This window comes from Arthrobacter sp. TmtSoilC51 (genome assembly GCF_055388015.1).
Genome location: NZ_AP035877.1, coordinates 2217429 through 2233622, shown reverse-complemented (window position 1 = coordinate 2233622; position 16194 = coordinate 2217429). Strand labels below are relative to the sequence as shown.

14 protein-coding genes are annotated in these 16194 nt (G+C 59.6%); 10 read left to right on the top strand and 4 right to left on the bottom strand.

Annotation, left to right across the window (positions count from 1 at the left end; genetic code table 11):
* Positions 1–11 precede the first annotated feature (11 nt).
* The 4 genes from ACZ5G6_RS10200 to ACZ5G6_RS10185 all read left to right on the top strand — a co-directional run bounded on the left by ACZ5G6_RS10200 (position 12) and on the right by ACZ5G6_RS10185 (position 6097).
* Positions 12–1388 (top strand): MFS transporter, encoded by a 1377-nt coding sequence (locus ACZ5G6_RS10200; protein WP_498691210.1) that lies wholly within the window; start codon positions 12–14, stop codon positions 1386–1388.
* Positions 1389–1893: 505 nt separating this feature from the next.
* On the top strand, positions 1894–3288 hold the full coding sequence (locus tag ACZ5G6_RS10195) for an MFS transporter (protein ID WP_498691208.1): 1395 nt from the start codon (positions 1894–1896) through the stop codon (positions 3286–3288).
* 249 nt (positions 3289–3537) lie between these two features.
* The gene (locus ACZ5G6_RS10190) at positions 3538–4566 is read left to right on the top strand and encodes a zinc-dependent alcohol dehydrogenase family protein (RefSeq protein ID WP_498691205.1); all 1029 of its coding nucleotides are present in this window, start codon (positions 3538–3540) and stop codon (positions 4564–4566) included.
* Positions 4567–4597: 31 nt separating this feature from the next.
* On the top strand, positions 4598–6097 hold the full coding sequence (locus ACZ5G6_RS10185) for an aldehyde dehydrogenase family protein (RefSeq protein ID WP_498691203.1): 1500 nt from the start codon (positions 4598–4600) through the stop codon (positions 6095–6097).
* 99 nt (positions 6098–6196) lie between these two features.
* Here ACZ5G6_RS10185 and ACZ5G6_RS10180 read toward each other — a convergent pair whose 3' ends face one another.
* The 3 genes from ACZ5G6_RS10180 to ACZ5G6_RS10170 are packed head-to-tail and all read right to left on the bottom strand — an operon-like array spanning position 6197 to position 7706.
* Positions 6197–6682, bottom strand: a complete 486-nt coding sequence (locus ACZ5G6_RS10180) for a cupin domain-containing protein (RefSeq protein WP_498691202.1) — start codon at positions 6680–6682, stop codon at positions 6197–6199.
* Positions 6683–6700: 18 nt separating this feature from the next.
* Entirely contained in the window at positions 6701–7246 is a 546-nt protein-coding gene (locus ACZ5G6_RS10175; protein WP_498691201.1) for a cupin domain-containing protein, read from the bottom strand.
* A gap of 49 nt (positions 7247–7295) precedes the next feature.
* Complete coding sequence (locus ACZ5G6_RS10170) at positions 7296–7706, bottom strand: nuclear transport factor 2 family protein (RefSeq protein WP_498691198.1); 411 nt, start codon at positions 7704–7706, stop codon at positions 7296–7298.
* A 369-nt stretch (positions 7707–8075) separates the two neighbouring features.
* On the opposite strand from ACZ5G6_RS10170, the gene ACZ5G6_RS10165 reads away from it, so the two are divergent.
* The 6 genes from ACZ5G6_RS10165 to ACZ5G6_RS10140 all read left to right on the top strand — a co-directional run bounded on the left by ACZ5G6_RS10165 (position 8076) and on the right by ACZ5G6_RS10140 (position 15251).
* Positions 8076–9515, top strand: a complete 1440-nt coding sequence (locus tag ACZ5G6_RS10165) for a sugar porter family MFS transporter (protein ID WP_498691196.1) — start codon at positions 8076–8078, stop codon at positions 9513–9515.
* Positions 9516–9595: 80 nt separating this feature from the next.
* Positions 9596–10363 (top strand): SDR family oxidoreductase, encoded by a 768-nt coding sequence (locus ACZ5G6_RS10160; RefSeq protein WP_498691194.1) that lies wholly within the window; start codon positions 9596–9598, stop codon positions 10361–10363.
* Positions 10364–10515: 152 nt separating this feature from the next.
* Entirely contained in the window at positions 10516–11325 is an 810-nt protein-coding gene (locus ACZ5G6_RS10155) for an IclR family transcriptional regulator (protein ID WP_498691193.1), read from the top strand.
* 540 nt (positions 11326–11865) lie between these two features.
* Positions 11866–12702, top strand: a complete 837-nt coding sequence (locus ACZ5G6_RS10150) for a hypothetical protein (RefSeq protein ID WP_498691191.1) — start codon at positions 11866–11868, stop codon at positions 12700–12702.
* Between the two features lie 110 nt (positions 12703–12812).
* Positions 12813–14291 (top strand): four-carbon acid sugar kinase family protein, encoded by a 1479-nt coding sequence (locus tag ACZ5G6_RS10145; protein ID WP_498691189.1) that lies wholly within the window; start codon positions 12813–12815, stop codon positions 14289–14291.
* A 78-nt stretch (positions 14292–14369) separates the two neighbouring features.
* On the top strand, positions 14370–15251 hold the full coding sequence (locus ACZ5G6_RS10140; RefSeq protein WP_498691188.1) for a class II fructose-bisphosphate aldolase: 882 nt from the start codon (positions 14370–14372) through the stop codon (positions 15249–15251).
* A 109-nt stretch (positions 15252–15360) separates the two neighbouring features.
* Here the strand turns inward: ACZ5G6_RS10140 and ACZ5G6_RS10135 are convergent, their stop codons facing one another.
* Positions 15361–16038, bottom strand: coding sequence for an aspartate/glutamate racemase family protein (locus tag ACZ5G6_RS10135; protein ID WP_498691186.1), 678 nt, complete (start codon positions 16036–16038; stop codon positions 15361–15363).
* Positions 16039–16194: the final 156 nt, after the last annotated feature.

Sequence of the window (16194 nt, the reverse complement as noted above, 5' to 3'; positions counted from 1 at the left end):
GAGGTAGCAGCGTGGCTACAAAATCTGTGCCGGCCAAGTTGGCCGTTGACCGGAAATCCGTCATAAGTAAAGTCAAACGAACAATCCTGCCAGTCGCATTTCTACTATATGCCTTCAACTATATGGATCGTTCGTCCATCAGCTACGCCCAATTGACCATGGGCAAAGAACTCGGCATCGACGTAGCAAAATATGGCGCAATTGCGGCCATCTTCTTCATCGCCTACGTGTTGCTTGAAGTTCCCAGCAACATGATCCTGGCCAAGGTTGGTGCCCGCCTATGGTTGGCCCGGATTGCCATTACATGGGGCCTGGTCACCGTCGCAACAGGATTCGTGCATGACGTTACACAGCTTTACATCGCCCGCATTTTGCTGGGCATCGCTGAGGCCGGACTCTTCCCGGGACTCATTCTCTTTCTCACGTATTGGTTCTTGAATCACGATCGCGGCCGCGCCATAGGCGCGATGGCACTCGCGATGCCGGTCGCCCTCATTGTTGGCAGCCTCAGCGGCGGGGCGATCCTAGAACATGTCGACTGGTTTGGACTCAGCTCCTGGCGTTGGATTTTCATCCTTCAAGGCCTGCCGCCTGTACTCCTGGGCATCTGGCTGCTTCTCACGCTCGCGGACCGGCCAAGCAAGGCAAAATGGCTCAAGCAAGATGAAAAGGATTGGCTCGAAGGCGCCATTGCCGATGAGTATGCGGCCATGCCGCAAGAAAAGCACGACTCCAAGAGCGAGCTTCGAGCGCTTCGAAATCCGAAAATCCTGTATCTGGGTCTGATCAACGCCCTCGCCGGAGTCGCGACCTACGGTATGACCTTCTTCCTTCCGCAAGTGGTGTCCCAGCTGAACCCCTCATACTCTCCCACTAACATCGGCATCTTCGGCGCGATACCCTATGTCTGCGGTGCGATCGTTATGCTGCTGCTGGTACGGTATGCAGATATCAGTGGCCGCCGGAAGTTCATCGTGCTTGCCTGCTTCGCCACCGCAATTATCGGGCTAGTCATGACGGCCGTCTTCCGCGGCTCTCCCGTACTCGGGATGATCGGCCTCATTCTGCTCGCATGCGGCGTCATAGGGAACATTCCCACGTATTGGGCTCTGATCAGCGAAGTTTTGACCAAGCGCCAGGCCGTAGTTGGAATCGCCGTCATCAACGCCCTCGCCTCGGCCGGAGGCTTCTTTGGACCGTTCCTCATCGGCAAGTTGGCTACGCCGGGCGACACGATTGTCGGAATGACCGTACCGATGGTGGCCCTGTCCCTGGCGTTCGTCCTGCTTCTCTTCGTCAAGGTACCCACCCGAGGCGACGCGAGGGCTGGCACGACACTTGATTCACAAGCCAAAACCTTGGACGGCGCAACCGTAAACAACGCATAACCGCTCCCGAACACGTATTGGTTCCGCACTTGCCAAGTGCGGAACCAATACGGCGTTAACCGGGCTAAGGGCACTGCCCAACGCAGGGGCTAGCGGAGCCTAGGCACATCCGAAGCCACTATTGACCAAGTCTCACAATGTAGGATATTGTTCAATTACATCCAATGGACGGAATACCTCAATACCTAGCCAGGCTGTCCCAAGGGCAGGGGCAGAACGACTCAAGTACCTGGCCTTCACGGCCACCTATTTGCCTGTCGAGAACCGCAGTACACAACGCCGTGTTCGCGGCCACCCGCGCGTCGAACACCAAGCCGAAGATGGTGAGACCAATGACCGAACAGTGCCGATCGAAATCATGCAAGGCCTGCACGTTCAGGCCGACTGAGCACGCAAGCGCCCGGCCCAGTCCTGAACTAACGCTACTTCCCCTGAATCCACACAGTTCCATCTCGACGGCTTGCCAGGACTCGCCCTCGGCCGGGCAAGCGAACGGGGTGGTTCGATGACCAGCCGCATTAGGGCAAGCGAGCGATTGGACAACCTCCCGATCGGCAGGTTTCATCGCCGCATGGCATGGCTGGTCGGCCTGGGCTTGTTCTTCGACTCGTTCGACAACACGCTCTCATCTGCCGTGCTGGCTTCGATGCTCCCCACAGGATTCTCAACCCTTGAACTGAATTCGTTGTTTCTGTCGGCAACATTCGCAGGGCTTGCCATTGGTGCAGCCTTCTCGGGCTGGCTCAGCGATCGCGTCGGGCGTGGCTTCGCGTTCCAATTCAACCTGGCACTCTTCGGCATTCTGGCCGTCGCGGCGGCGTTTGCGCCGAACATGGAATCATTGATTTGCCTGCGATTCCTGATGGCTGTGGGCATGGGTGCCGAGTACGTCATCTGCTACGGCATGATTACTGAGTTCTTTCCTCGTGGACATCGCGGAAGGTATCTGGGTCTCCTCGGGATCTTCGGCGGTGTCGGCGTCTCGCTGTCCTCACTCGTCGGATACTTGGTAATTCCCGTGTGGTCCTGGCGCGCGATGTTCATCATCGGTGGCCTCGGAGCTCTTGTCGCATGGTGGCTGAGGCGCAGCATGCCCGAGTCGCCGCGCTGGCTCGAGTCACGTGGACGGCTCGAAGAGGCTGAAGCCGTGCTTCAGCGGATCGAGAAGGAATCGGGCGTCGCAAGTCCCCAAGTGAGTGCTGATGCGATCAACCAGCTTGTCCCCGATGACCAGAAGGCAAAATACGTACCGATCACAGTCTTGTTCTCACGCAGTGTGATCCGTCGGACCATGCTCGCCCTCACCATCACCATCATCTGCCTTTTCGGCTCTTACTCTGTAACTGGATGGATGCCCACGTTCTTCGTTAAGCAAGGGATGACGGTTACATCCTCCCTGGGGTTCAACGCGGCCATCATGTCCGGATACGTCGCAGGTCCACTGCTGTGCATGCTCCTGGCGGACCGCCTCGGTCGACGCCGCAGCATTGTCCTCTCGGGTACGCTCGCGGCCATATTTGCCGCAATCTATCCATTCATGAACGCACCCGCCTTGATCATCCTGGTCGGCTTCATCCTGGTGGCCATGGCCGCGTCTTTCCTGACCATGTGCCTCGGAACCGTCCCAGAGTTCTTCCCAACAGCATTCCGCTTCCGCGGCGGAGGACTCGCCCAGACGGTTGGACGGGTCGGGCTGATTTCCTCACCCTTCATCGTGTTGTCGTTGTTCAACAGTTTTGGCATCTTCGGCGTGATCCTGACCGTATCGGGATTCTACGTGGCTGCGACTGCTATCTACGCGGCGGCCCGGGTTGATACTTCCAGCGAGGCTCTAGCTCAATTGGCGCCTGCAGGTGACACCGCCGAGGCGCTGGAGGATACAACGATAAACCGGACATAACCTCCGGCGGCTGAACGGTTCGTGCGCCCGGAAGCCGCTGACCCAGCCTGGCGTCCCGAACCGGATTAACCGGTTCGGGACGCCAGATCCATCCACCGGTCGTCCGTAGCCATGGCGGCGCCCAAAGCCGCTGGCCACGCCGACAGCCCATTTCCACTCGCAGCCCCCAACGGATCAGGGGTAGCGGTACACAACGAAAGAACTCCGGCGTCGACGTCGATCATCTTTTGACCATTGAGGAGCATCAAAATGAAAGCCGTAGTTTTCCAAGGCGAGGGTAAGCTCGAGGTCCTCGACTACCCGGACCCCATACCAGGGCCTGACGAAGTGGTGATCCGCATCAAGGCCTCAGGAATGTGCGGAAGCGATCTTCATCACCTCCATGGGCCGATGCGAAGCGGAGCTGATCTGGTTATTGAAGGCCACGAACCCTGTGGTGTCATTGAGCTCGTCGGCAACGCCGTCAGGCCCAGCGAAGCGAAGGTTGGCGACCGGGTCATGGTCCACCATTACGACGGATGCCGCACATGCCAGTACTGCCGCTCCGGATGGACGCAGTACTGTCCTAATGGCCGGATCGTCTACGGGGGGTTAAACGGCGACGGCGGGCATGCCGATTTCATGAAGGTCCCCGCGCACACACTCATCAAATTGCCGGACGCTTTGTCCTTCAAAACAGGCGCCGCAATCTCATGTGGAACAGGAACCGCCTACGCTGCCATCAAAAGGGTCGAGCTGTCCGCCGATGAGACAGTGGCGGTGTTCGGTCAGGGACCCGTCGGGCTCAGCGTCACGATGCTGGCGAAGGCTTTCGGGGCGCAGGTTATTGCCGTCGACGTTGAACCCTCAAGGCTGGATTTCGCCAAGCAACTAGGAGCCGACCATGTCGTGGACTCCCGGGAGCAGGACCCTGTTGCCGCCATACGGGAATTGACCCGCCGAGGCGAAGGCGCTGACAAGTCGATCGAGTGCAGTGCCATCCCTGCGGTTCGCCGACAGGCCATCCAAGCGGTGCGGCCATGGGGAACCGCCTGCATGGTCGGAGTCTTCGGCAAGATCGATTTGGACAGTGAGGAACTGATCCATCTGCACAAGACTGTGCTGGGTTCGCTCACTTTCAGCAAGAACCAGCAGGAAGACTGCGCTCAGTTCGTTGCCGAACGCGGCCTGAATGTGGAATCCCTGTTCACCAATGAATTCCGGTTGGACGAAGCCGAGAAAGCGTACAAGCTTTTCGATCAGCGTCAGATCGGCAAAGGCGTCTTCATTTTCGACTGACGCACGGCTAGGGTCAATTGAGAGGAACACCATGACCACAACCCAACACAGCTTCGCTCCCTCGGAGCAGGCACAAAAGTTCTTGTCCCGGGAAGTACATCACCTTTTCATCGACGGCCAGCGCGTGCCAGCCGAGTCCGGGGAGACACTGACCACGACTAACCCCTCGACGGGTGAACTCCTTGCACGATTCTCTGCGGGAGCCGCATCCGATATTGACCGGGCAGTCCTGGCAGCCCGCAGGGCGTTCAACGGACAGTGGAGCACTTGGAGCCCCTACGATCGTCAAGCCCTGCTGACGCGCATCGCCCAGGTACTTGACCAGCGGTTTGAAGAGCTTATCCAGATTGAAGCCCTTGATATGGGTGCGCCGGTGTCCAGACTGCGCAACTCGAAGGCCTCCCTGATGAAGATGTTGTCTTTTTTCGCCACCCAAGCAACAAGCATCTCCGGCGAGACGTTAATGAACGGCATTCCAGGGAACGTTTCCACTATGACTCTGAAGGCACCGGTGGGCGTTATAGGCGGGATCATTCCGTGGAATGGCCCCCTCAATGGGCAGTTCTGGATCATCGGCGCTGTACTGGCCAGTGGCTGCACCGCGGTCCTTAAGCCAGCGTCCGAGGCCTCGCTTTCGGTGCTGCGCGTTGCTGAAATCCTCCACGAAGCCGGTGTCCCGGCCGGAGTCATCAACGTTGTCACGGGCTCCGGCAGCGCGGCCGGAAACGCATTGGCGGCCCATCCCGACGTCGATCGGGTTGCATTCACCGGCTCCACCGAGACCGGCCGCCGCATCATCGAGGCGTCCACTGTCAACATCAAGAAACTCCAGCTGGAGCTGGGTGGAAAGTCAGCGGACATCGTCTGCGCAGATGCCGACCTCGACAAGGCCGTTCCAGGGGCGGCGATGGGCGTTTTTTCCAATTCAGGTCAAATATGCTTCGCCGGAACCCGGGTGCTTGTCCAGCGACCGATCGTAGAACAATTCACCGAACGACTGCTCACTTTCATGGACACGCTCAGGGTTGGACACAGCCTGGATAATGCCGCCACCTTGGGACCGGTTATCTCCCAGCCCCAGCTGGACAACGTCCTTGAATACATCAACATCGGGCGCAATGAGGGCGCCGAACTGCTCTACGGCGGTCATCGTCTCGGAAATGAACTCGGCAACGGGTACTTCGTTCAGCCCAGTGTCTTTGGCGGCGTGAACAACGAGATGCGCATTGCCCGCGAAGAGATCTTCGGACCGGTGCTTTCCATCCTTCCATTCGATGACATCGATGAGGCCATCGCCATCGCCAACGACAGCGAGTATGGCCTGGGAGGAGCAGTCTGGTCGCAAAACCTCTCCACTGCACTCCGGGCCGTCCATGGGGTTCACACAGGCACAATGTGGGTGAACTGCTACGGCTACATTGATCCCCTGGTTGGTTTTAGCGGAACCAAACTCAGCGGATACGGATATAAGGGAACATCTGCCCACATGGACACCTATCTCTACACCAAGAGCGTCTACATCCAGCTCTGACAACGTAAAATGCAATTGGCCGCCGTCCACATGTGGACGGCGGCCAATTTCGTTTACGTGCCCGCAACCGGAGCTCAAACAAACGTGGTGCCTATTGCTTTAGACCTGATCCGCCCACCCAGTGGTGAGTGGGAGAGAAGTGTAGACGAAGGTAGCCGGGCGGGCCTGAATATTCCTCAAGTCGTGCATGCTGCCTCGTAGAACGATCGACTCACCTGGCCCCAGCGTTACCTCGCCTTCCTCCAGAATCACTATGAGTTCACCATCGGTCATGGTGATCACGTGCAACGATAAATCGGTGTGCAGGTCAGGTGCGGTCACCGCTCCCCCGCTTGAGGCCGGTACGGTCAGTATCCGGACGACTACCCCCTCCCTCGGCGCCTCCGGACCAAGCGTCCAAGTCGTATCGGGCAAGTCGCCGGGCTTGGCAGGAAGCGTTCGCTGCTGCCACAGTTCCTGCAACAGGATCCCGTTGGAGAGTCGGGTGGCCGGCAAGTCCCGGTCGTCGGAAATGATTGCGGAGGCCCCTGAAGCGTTGACGCCGACGACAACGCGACGGGCTGGAATGGCCTGGTTGTTGCTCATGTCCATGGTCGAACCCAGTCAGCGAATCACGCTGATGTGAACGGCAGAAACGACGCACGGTTTGTCCGAGCGGTTTTGCCAAGCATGCTTGGTTCCCCGCTGGACAATTGTGTCGCCTTGCCTCATCGTCTTCTCCCCGGAGTCAAGCAAAACGCATGCTTCTCCAGAGATAATGGTGACAATGTCCACGGTGTCAGTTGTATGCATCCCAGGGGGATCGTTGGGGTCAACCGCGTCGCCGGCACCGGATTCTGCCAAGATTCGCGCGTACCCGCCCACGTAGTCCCACTCACTGTCGGGCGCAAAGGCCGTAATTACGTAGTTATAGCCAGCCGGCGGCGGCGGAATGACGGCAGCATCGCCGGGCCCGTTGGGCGCCATGACGGGCGTAGGAACCTCAGTGGCCTGCCAGAGATGGTTGCGGGTAAAGCCGTCGGCTACGAGCCGGTCAGTCGTCGGACCATCACTGACGAACGTCGACTTTCCGTCCTCAGTCAATCCGGTCACGATCAGGCGTGACTGATAGTCACGATGTTCTCCCACCACGGTTGTGGTCCTTTCCATAGATGAAACAATTCTTCGCGCTCCGGTACCCGGGGTCGCCTTCAAGCCACTAGCTTCGTCCGACCAGTCCTTTTTCCTGAGCCAGCGCAACAAAAACTGGTTCGTTGTCAACATAAATACGCTGATCCACGAACTGCCCGTCGACCATTGTGATTTTCGAGGCTGCTTTGATCTCAATGACGGCACCATTTTTCAAGGTCCAACGCCCGATGGACTCAAAGAAGACGACTCCTCGTTCTTCCTCCCACACGTTCACGAGGTCATGGCCGAGGGATTCCACTTCGTTGAGCTTGTCGCTAAAGGCAGCGACGATGGCATCCTTGCCCTTGATTTCCGCACTGTTCCCGAAGGTCAGCGTCATGTCCTCGGCGTAATAGGACCCAAAAACGTCGGGTTCGTTGGCTTCCATGGCCGCATAGTAAGCAGTGAGTGTTTTCAGCGTCTCGGTTGTTGCGCGCATAGCTTCCAGGCTTTCTGTCCTAATCAGAGCCGACACCCTGCTACCGCTTCATGCGGCCAACCAGGGGATCCAACCCTCAAACTGTTGACTGAGTCTCATAATACAGGATATTGTTGAGATTGACATCACCTAGAGTGTGCATCATCACAGCAACATACAGGGCATCAAACACCCGCGCTGACCGGCAGAATGACCTGTCCCAGCACCCATGATCCATCGACGTTGACAAGGATCAATCTGAAGCAAGTCGTCGGATTCCGTATACCGGCACCGACACCCAGGCAAGGCAGTAGGACACATGAACGGTCAACGCCGATCGACCCCCAGGGGACACCTGCTTCCGGCGCCTGTTACCACAAAGGAGACCTCGTGTCCGTAAAACACCACTCGGCCACCACCGCGACCGCCACCGGCAGTCGCGAAGACCCGAGAACTTTCATGTTCCGACTGACTCTGATCGCCAGTCTGGGCGGCCTGCTGTTCGGCTTTGATACCGGCGTGATCGCAGGGGCACTCGTTTACCTTCAAGAAGACTTCCAGCTGACCGCCGTCACCGAAGGCCTGGTGGTTACGTCGCTCTTGTTCCCCGGCGCAACGACCGGCGCCCTTCTGGGTGGGCCAATTGCCGACCGTATCGGACGAAAGAAGTCGCTCGTCATTGCCGGCATCATTTTCGTCGCCAGTACGGCAGTCTGCGCACTGGCTCCCAGCGTGGCTATCCTCGTCCTGGGTCGCATCGCACTTGGCTATGCCGTGGGAGTCGCATCAGTAGTCGTCCCGCTGTATCTCGCGGAAATGGCCCCTGCCTCCCAGCGTGGCCGCATCGTGACCGTGAACCAGCTGATGCTCGTCATCGGCCTGTTCCTTGCGTTTGTCATCAACGCGGTGCTGGCAAATCTGATCAACGACCACGTGGTCTGGCGCTACATGCTCGGCGTCGCACTGGTTCCGGCCCTTGGGCTGCTTGTCGGAATGCTCACTCTTCCTGATACCCCGCGCTGGTACGCCAGCAAGCAAATGTGGGAGGAGGTGCGCCAGACACTAAAGCGGGCGCATGTCGAAGAACGCGTCGAAGACGAGTACCGTCAGATTTCGGATATCGTCACTGCGGACAAGTTGAGCGGCAAAGTCTCGGTCCTCGCCACCCTTCGCAATGCACCCTGGATGAAACGCCTGATCGTGATCGGCATCATCTTGGCCGTTGCCCAGCAGACCACGGGCATCAATGTGGTCATGTACTACGCACCAACGGTGTTGGAGGACTCAGGCCTTACGCGATCAGCATCTCTCCTGTCATCCGTTACCGTCGGTGTGGCAATGATCGTCTTCACCGTAGTAGGCATGTGGATTCTAGGCCTCATGGGTCGTCGCAAGATGATGCTCCTCGGCTTCGGAGGCGTCGCGGCTTCGCACTTGGGCCTGCTCGTAACATACCTGCTTCCCGATTCCACTGTTCGCTCCTACCTGATCCTGGCCTTCATGCTGCTCGTGACCGCCTTTATGGTCACTTTCTTGGGGACCACAGGATTCCTGGTTCTTTCCGAACTGTTCCCTTTGCCAATCCGAGGTTTTGCCATGGGTGCTTCCTTGGGCGGACTCTGGATCGCGAACTCTCTCATCTCGTTCCTCTTTCCGATCCTCGCCGAAAGATTCGGCTCCGTCTCCGTCTTCTCCGGGTTCCTGGTGCTGAACGTACTCACAGCACTGTTTGCGTTCCGGTATATCCCCGAGACCAAGGGCCGTACGTTGGAAGAACTGGAAGTAGAACTCCACGAACGGTTCACAAGCTCAGCAACGACGCGGTCCTAGCACGCACATTGCGTGGACCCGGCACTTGCCAGTCAACGCCTCCCAAACATCAGACCCAAGCAGCAGAAAGTGAGACCCCAATGACACAGCCCAGGTTCGCCGGAAAGGTGGCCTTCGTGACCGGTTCCGGCAGCGGCATCGGACGAGCCACCGCCGTCGCGTTCGCAGCCGAAGGAGCCAGTCTCGTCCTGGCCGACATCGATACCTCCGGCAACGACGAAACCGCCCGCCTCGTCTCAGAGCACGGCGGCAAAGTGCTTGCCGTAAAGTGCGATGTGACTTCTTCGGACGAAGTCCGGGCCGCCGTGGATCGGACCGTTCAAGAATTCGGCCGCCTCGACATCGCCTTCAACAACGCGGGCATAGAGCAGCCGCCGGCTGCATTGGTCGACATCTCGGAAGATTCATGGGCTCGACTGCTCGACGTCAACCTCCGCAGTGCATACCTCTGCATGAAGTACCAAATTCCTGCGATGCTCAAAAGCGGTGGTGGATCGATCGTCAACACTTCCTCAGGCGCCGGAGTGGTTGGAATCAGCGGTCAGGCGGCCTACGTCGCCGCCAAACACGGACTCATTGGCCTGACGAAGTCGGCCGCTTTGGACTACGCGTCGCAGGGAATCAGAGTCAACGCGATATGTCCGGGCATCATTGAAACGCCGATGATGGACCGCTTTTCAGGTGGAACTCCCGAGGGACGGGAACGCGTGATTGGCCAAGAGCCAGTGGGGCGGATGGGCAAGCCCGAAGAAATCGCCTCCGCGGTGCTCTGGCTTTCCTCGGATCTGGGCAGTTTTGCCACGGGTCATGCAATGGTGATCGACGGCGGCCAGACTGTCGGCATCTAAGGTCCAGCGATAGCTTTCGCACTGTGGCGGGCACTCGACCACGTCCGTGCCCGCCACACTGGGGCCATATACTGGTCACCAATGCCGCCGGCGCGGACGTCGTCTTTGCCGGTAAAGCCATACGGTTTCGAGGAAGGTTTGGGGCTCACATCATGAGTGGACGCGGTTTACCGGAGGAGGCCGTGGAAGCGGCAGAAGCTTCGGACAGCGCCGGCAGTCTGGCCAGGATGCTCACCATTCTTGAGCTGTTCTCGGAAAAGGAGCCAGTGTGGTCGACGGCTGAGCTGATCGAGGCACTCGACACCTCCCGGTCCACCGGCTACCGCTACATCAAAACCCTGCACGACGCCGGACTACTCACCACAGTCCGCAACGGCTACTACAGCCTCGGGCCCCGCATCATCGAAATGGACCTCCAGATCCGCCAGACCGACCCCCTGCTGCTAGCCAGCCACGGCGTCCTGGAAGACCTCGTCGAAAACGTCGGACACTCCGCACTGCTGCTGACCGCCTTCAGAGACTCCGTCCTGTGCATCGGCGAATCCCGCGCCCCCAACAGCCCCGCAAACCGCTTCAGCCGCGGACAACGCCGCCCCATGTTCCAAGGAGCAGGCTCGAAGGTGATCCTCGCCTACCTCCCCCACCACCGCCTCAAAGCGATCTACCCCCGCCACACCGAGGAAATCGAAAAAGCAGGCCTGGGCTCCACCTGGAGCGAGTTCCGCAAAGCACTCGGGGAAATCAAAAAAGACGGATACCTGCTCACCCGCGGCGAATTCAACCCCGGAGTCTACGGCGTCGCCGCCCCCATCCTCACCGACCAAAAAACATCAATCGGCAGCGTAGGCGTCGCCTGGGACGAACACATCCGCGACATCAACATCGACCAAGCCATCGAAGCCGTCAAAAAAGCAGCCACCACCATCTCCGACCGCCTCACAGACAAACAAAACAACTCCTAGCTTTCTCAAGGTTTTGCTCGACGAGGGGACGCGAATTGCCGCGTTCCCTTAGTGTCTTGGTGGCGCGACCACTTCCGCATCGACGCAGGTGCCCCTTTCTACCCGAGGGCACGGATCTTCCGGGCTCTCGTTCGCGTGTAGGCGGCCCACGCTGCAGAGCATTTACGAGCCTGGCCACTGCGTGCAGGCTGGCCCCGATCCCGCCTCGGCTCTCCCTGTCGGACGGGGTTGCCATTCCCACGAGCAGCCACGAGACGGCATTAGCTGTTGCTGTGACTTTCAACCAGCTCCTCTCAGCGTCACAGATTGATTGGCGCCAACCACGCAACGAGAGCCAGCTCAAAGGCACAAAGCCCGCCAGGCGTACCTTCACGGACACAAACTTCAAACAAGCCCGAAAGGATATTGACGATATCCCGCAATATGGGATACCGTTGATTTAGAGCGGTTGGCCGGCACGTTTAGCGGCGGCCAGCCAACCGCCTTTCCCACCCGGCTGATCTCGCCGGGGATAAATCGACTTTTGTGAAGGAGCAGGAGATGCGCGTAAGCACAGCAGCAAATACCGACATCGAAGCAGTCGGATCCATGCGCGAGGGGAAGCTGGACCAGAAGCACCTGCTGTTCGGTGAAGACGGATCGCCGAACAACTACGATCTAAACATGGGCCACACAGGCGGCGGTGGCTGGCGGACGCCGCGTCACCGTCACAACTTCGACCAGGTGCGCTACGTCATCGAGGGCCGGCTCCCCTACTCCGAGAACGACTACTTGGAGCAGGGCTGGGTAGGGTACTTCCCCGAAAGCGTCCACTATGGTCCGCAGGAACGCGCCGAAGGTCTCCGCACCCTGGTTCTCCAAGCAGGCGGCGCAAGCGGCCAAGGCTACCTCAGCGTCGCCCAGCGCGAAGCGACCAACTCCGAGCTGGAAAAGACCGGCGAATTCAAAAAGGGTCTTTACCACTACACCGACGCCAACGGCGAGGCCCAGAGCGTGGACGGATCGCAGGCGATCTTCGAACACGCAACCGGTGGCAAGCTCGAGTTCGCTACCCCGCGCTACGAAGACGTCATCGCCATCAACCCCGAGGCCTACGACTGGTTGCCCACGGGCGAGGAGGGCGTCTCCGAAAAGTGGCTGGGCAGCTTCACCGAGCGCAACTTCCGCCTCGGCCTTGTTCGATTGGAAGCCGGAGCCGTTTACCAAGCCGGCCGGTTCCCCTCGATCGAGATCCTGTTCCAGACCAAAGGCCAGGTCACCGCAGGCGGCGAGAAGTACGGCCCGGAAACGGGCTATGAGTTCCTCGCCAACGACCCCGCGGCACTCGAAGCCATCGAACCCACGGAATTCCTCCGCTTCGTGCTTCACACCTTCTAAAGCAGCACCGATCAACGGGCAACACGGACAACCGTGTTGCCCGTTGGCGTACTTGCCTGTCCGCGCAGGCCCCGTTCTCAAACAGCATCTTTCCCACGATGGAGTGTCCCATGATCCTTGAAGCCGACGTTCTGGCCGCTTTCCCACCCGAAGTCCCAATTTCAGCTGCGGCCGTGGCCGACGCCGTTGCGGCGTCCTCGGAGACCAGCCCTCGCGTCTTGGTGGTCCTCGACGACGACCCCACCGGCACGCAGTCAGTTGCGGATCTGGCGGTCCTCACCCGTTGGGACGTCGCGGACTTCACCTGGGCTTTCACCCACATCCGCGAGAACCAGACCAAGCCTGCCGTCTACGTCCTCACCAACACCCGCAGCCTGGACCCCGCAGAAGCGGCAGCGCGCAACGAGGAAATCGTTCGCAACGCACTGGCAGCAGCTGCCGGCAACGTGGAGCTCGGCTTCATCAGCCGCAGCGACTCCACCCTCCGCGGCCACTACCCGCTGGAGCCGGACGTCATCGCGGCCACCGTGGCCGCCGAGACTGGCGAAGCCACCGACGGCGTGGTGATTGTTCCGGCATTCCCCGACGCCGGTCGCGTCACCATCGGCGGTGTGCACTACATGCGCGGCGACGCCGGTTCCCTCACCCCCGTTGCAGAGACGGAATTCGCCAAGGACGCGAGCTTCGGCTTCGCCAACTCAGAGATGGCCAAGTATGTGGAGGAGAAGTCTCAGGGCCGCTTCCCCGCCAGCGACGTGATCGTCCTTGACCTCAACATCATCCGCGCCGGTGCCTCCGCCCAGGACCCCACCATCTCCGCCAAGGCCATCGCCGACGCCATCGAATCGGCCACCAACTCCACCCCGATCGTGGCCGACATCGTCACCGAGAACGACTTCCGCGCACTGGCCCTCGGTCTCGAAGAAGCCGAACGCCGCGGCAAGAAACTCCTCTACCGAGTTGGCCCGCCGTTCGTTCGTGGCCGCATCGGCCAGGAAATCCGCTCCGCGTTGACTTCCGAAGAAGCCTTCGCGGGCAACACCCCCTCCACAGCCGGCGGCCTGATCGTGGTCGGCTCGCACGTTGGCGTGACCACCCGCCAGCTCAATGACCTCACGGCACAGCACAGCTCGGCCCGGATCATCGAGATCGACGTCGAGAAGCTCCTCGCAACAGAGGCTGACGCATACATCGGAACCGTAGTGTCCGACGTCGTTGACGCCCTCCGCAGCGGCGACGTGATCGTCCACACCAGCCGCCTGGTCATCAAGACCGACGACGCCGCAGCGAGCCTGAAGATTGCACGCACCGTCTCGGCCGCCGTCGTGGCTGTGGTGAACCGCACGCTGAAGACGTTCCCGCCGCGGTTCGTCATCGCCAAGGGCGGCATCACATCCTCGGACGTCGCCGCACACGGCCTGGAAATCCGCCACGCCATTGTCCGCGGTCCCATGCTCCCGGGCATCGTCTCGCTGTGGGAGCCGGTGGACGGCCCCGCAAAGGGCATCCCGTACATCGTCTTCGCCGGCAACGTGGGCGACGACCAGTCCCTCACCCACGTCACCCGCAAACTCAGCGCCACTTTCTAGAGAGGAAAACATGAGCGCTCACCGCAGTTCCCATGTCCAGACTTCTTGGTCTCCGCGCGCGGAAGCTAAGGGTTTCTGATGCGCAGTCGACTCGATGAACTTGTTGCTGACGCTTTGGCTCGCGGCTCTTCTGTCCCGGCGTTCACATGCTACGACTTCACCACGGCGACGGCAGTTGTTACGGCAGCTGAGGAAGTGGGCAGTGAAGTCATTCTGATGGTGGCGCCGAAGACGGCAGCGACGCCACATGGCCTCCGACTGATTTCTGCCCTTCGGGTTCTCGCCGACTCCGCCACAGTTCCTGTTGCCGTGCAGCTCGACCACGCAACGGATCTCCGGGTCATGACGGATTCCGTTGCTGCAGGGGCGGACTCCGTCCTTGCCGATGGCTCGGCGTTGCCGTACGGAGAAAACGTTGGGCTCGTCTTGGCGGCACGGGATTTGCTTGGCCCCGATGTGGTCCTTGAGGCCGAGCTGGGCGGCCTGGCCGGAGACGAAGACCGTGCTTTCGGCGCAGACCAGGCTGGAGTCGAAGTTGCGGGCATGACCGACCCTTCCCAGGTGAGCGATTTCGTGACCCGCACGGGAGCTCAACTGTTGGCTGTGGCGATAGGGAACGTTCACGGCAAGTACAAAGGTGAGCCTCAGATTCGTTGGGATGTATTGGAGGACGTTTCGAGGAGGACGAGCGTGCCGCTGGTTTTGCACGGAGCATCCGGCATTCCACAGACGGAGTTGGCCAAAGCATCGACCTTGAACGTCGGAAAGGTCAACTTCAACACCGAGTTGCGGACGGGCATCCTCACCGTCCTCGAACAAAAGCTGCCCGAGCATCGCAAGGATGGTGAGAATATTCAGGGCCTACTCGGCCTTTGGAGCGAGGCAGCACAGGAATTTGCAGCATCAGCCTTGGCTACATTGGCAGCGAGGAAAGGAAGTGCGGTCCTCAGCGCCCGTTAAACAAAGATGCCCGGCGCCAGTGATAACACTGCGCCGGGCATCATTTTTACTTGGGCTAACACCGCACGGCCTGGCCCGCTCACGGTCTTGGCCTGTGGCCTGAGTCCCGTCAGGCAGGGAGTTCAGCTACTCGGTGGGCCAGGTAGTCCACACCAATACGAGGGCTGGACAGGACAGTGAGGTTCGTCCTCTCTTGGAGAACGCCGGCAAGACGGTTCATCGATGCCTGTGCCAGGACAATAAGGTCCACGTTCGCGGCGAGGTCTGTAGCCTGCTCCACGATCATCGCATCATGCTTTTCCCGATCTCCGGACATGAGAACCGCGAAGGCACCCTCACACAGGCGCTGCTCGATGGAGATCGTCCGTCCAAGCTCGTCAGCCTTCGCCTGGATCAGATCCGACGTCGGTCCAAGCGTTGTTGGGACTGTGGCCAGCACGCCGATACGGTTGCCATCACGGGCTGCGCGGAGCGCCATAGCTTCATCGATCTTCACGACCGGCGTCTTTACATTGCGAGCGGCTACGTCAAGCGCTGGCCCGAGGGAGGAGCAGGCGGAGAAGATGATATCGGCGCCCGCGGCTTCAGCAGCCTGGGCCAGATGCGTCATCCGTTCTTCGCTCTTCTGGGAAATACCTTGCTCGCGGACAACGGTTGCGAGCACATCAGAATCCACGAAATGCATGACCTCAGCATCGGGGATCAATTCAGCGATCAGGTCGTTAATCACAGGTTCGACGGAAACAAATACGAAGCTCGTGTGCAGAATCGCGATCTTCTTTGACACGCTGGTACTTCCTTCTGGGTTGTTTATCAGGCCCTTCGAGTGTTTAGGGCGCTGGGCTGATGTGTGTCTTGACTTCCGATTCACAAGAAGCTGAATGCCAAAGTCTAAGATAGACAATATCCCGCTATGTGGGATAATGTCAATAGAGTGCGCGTT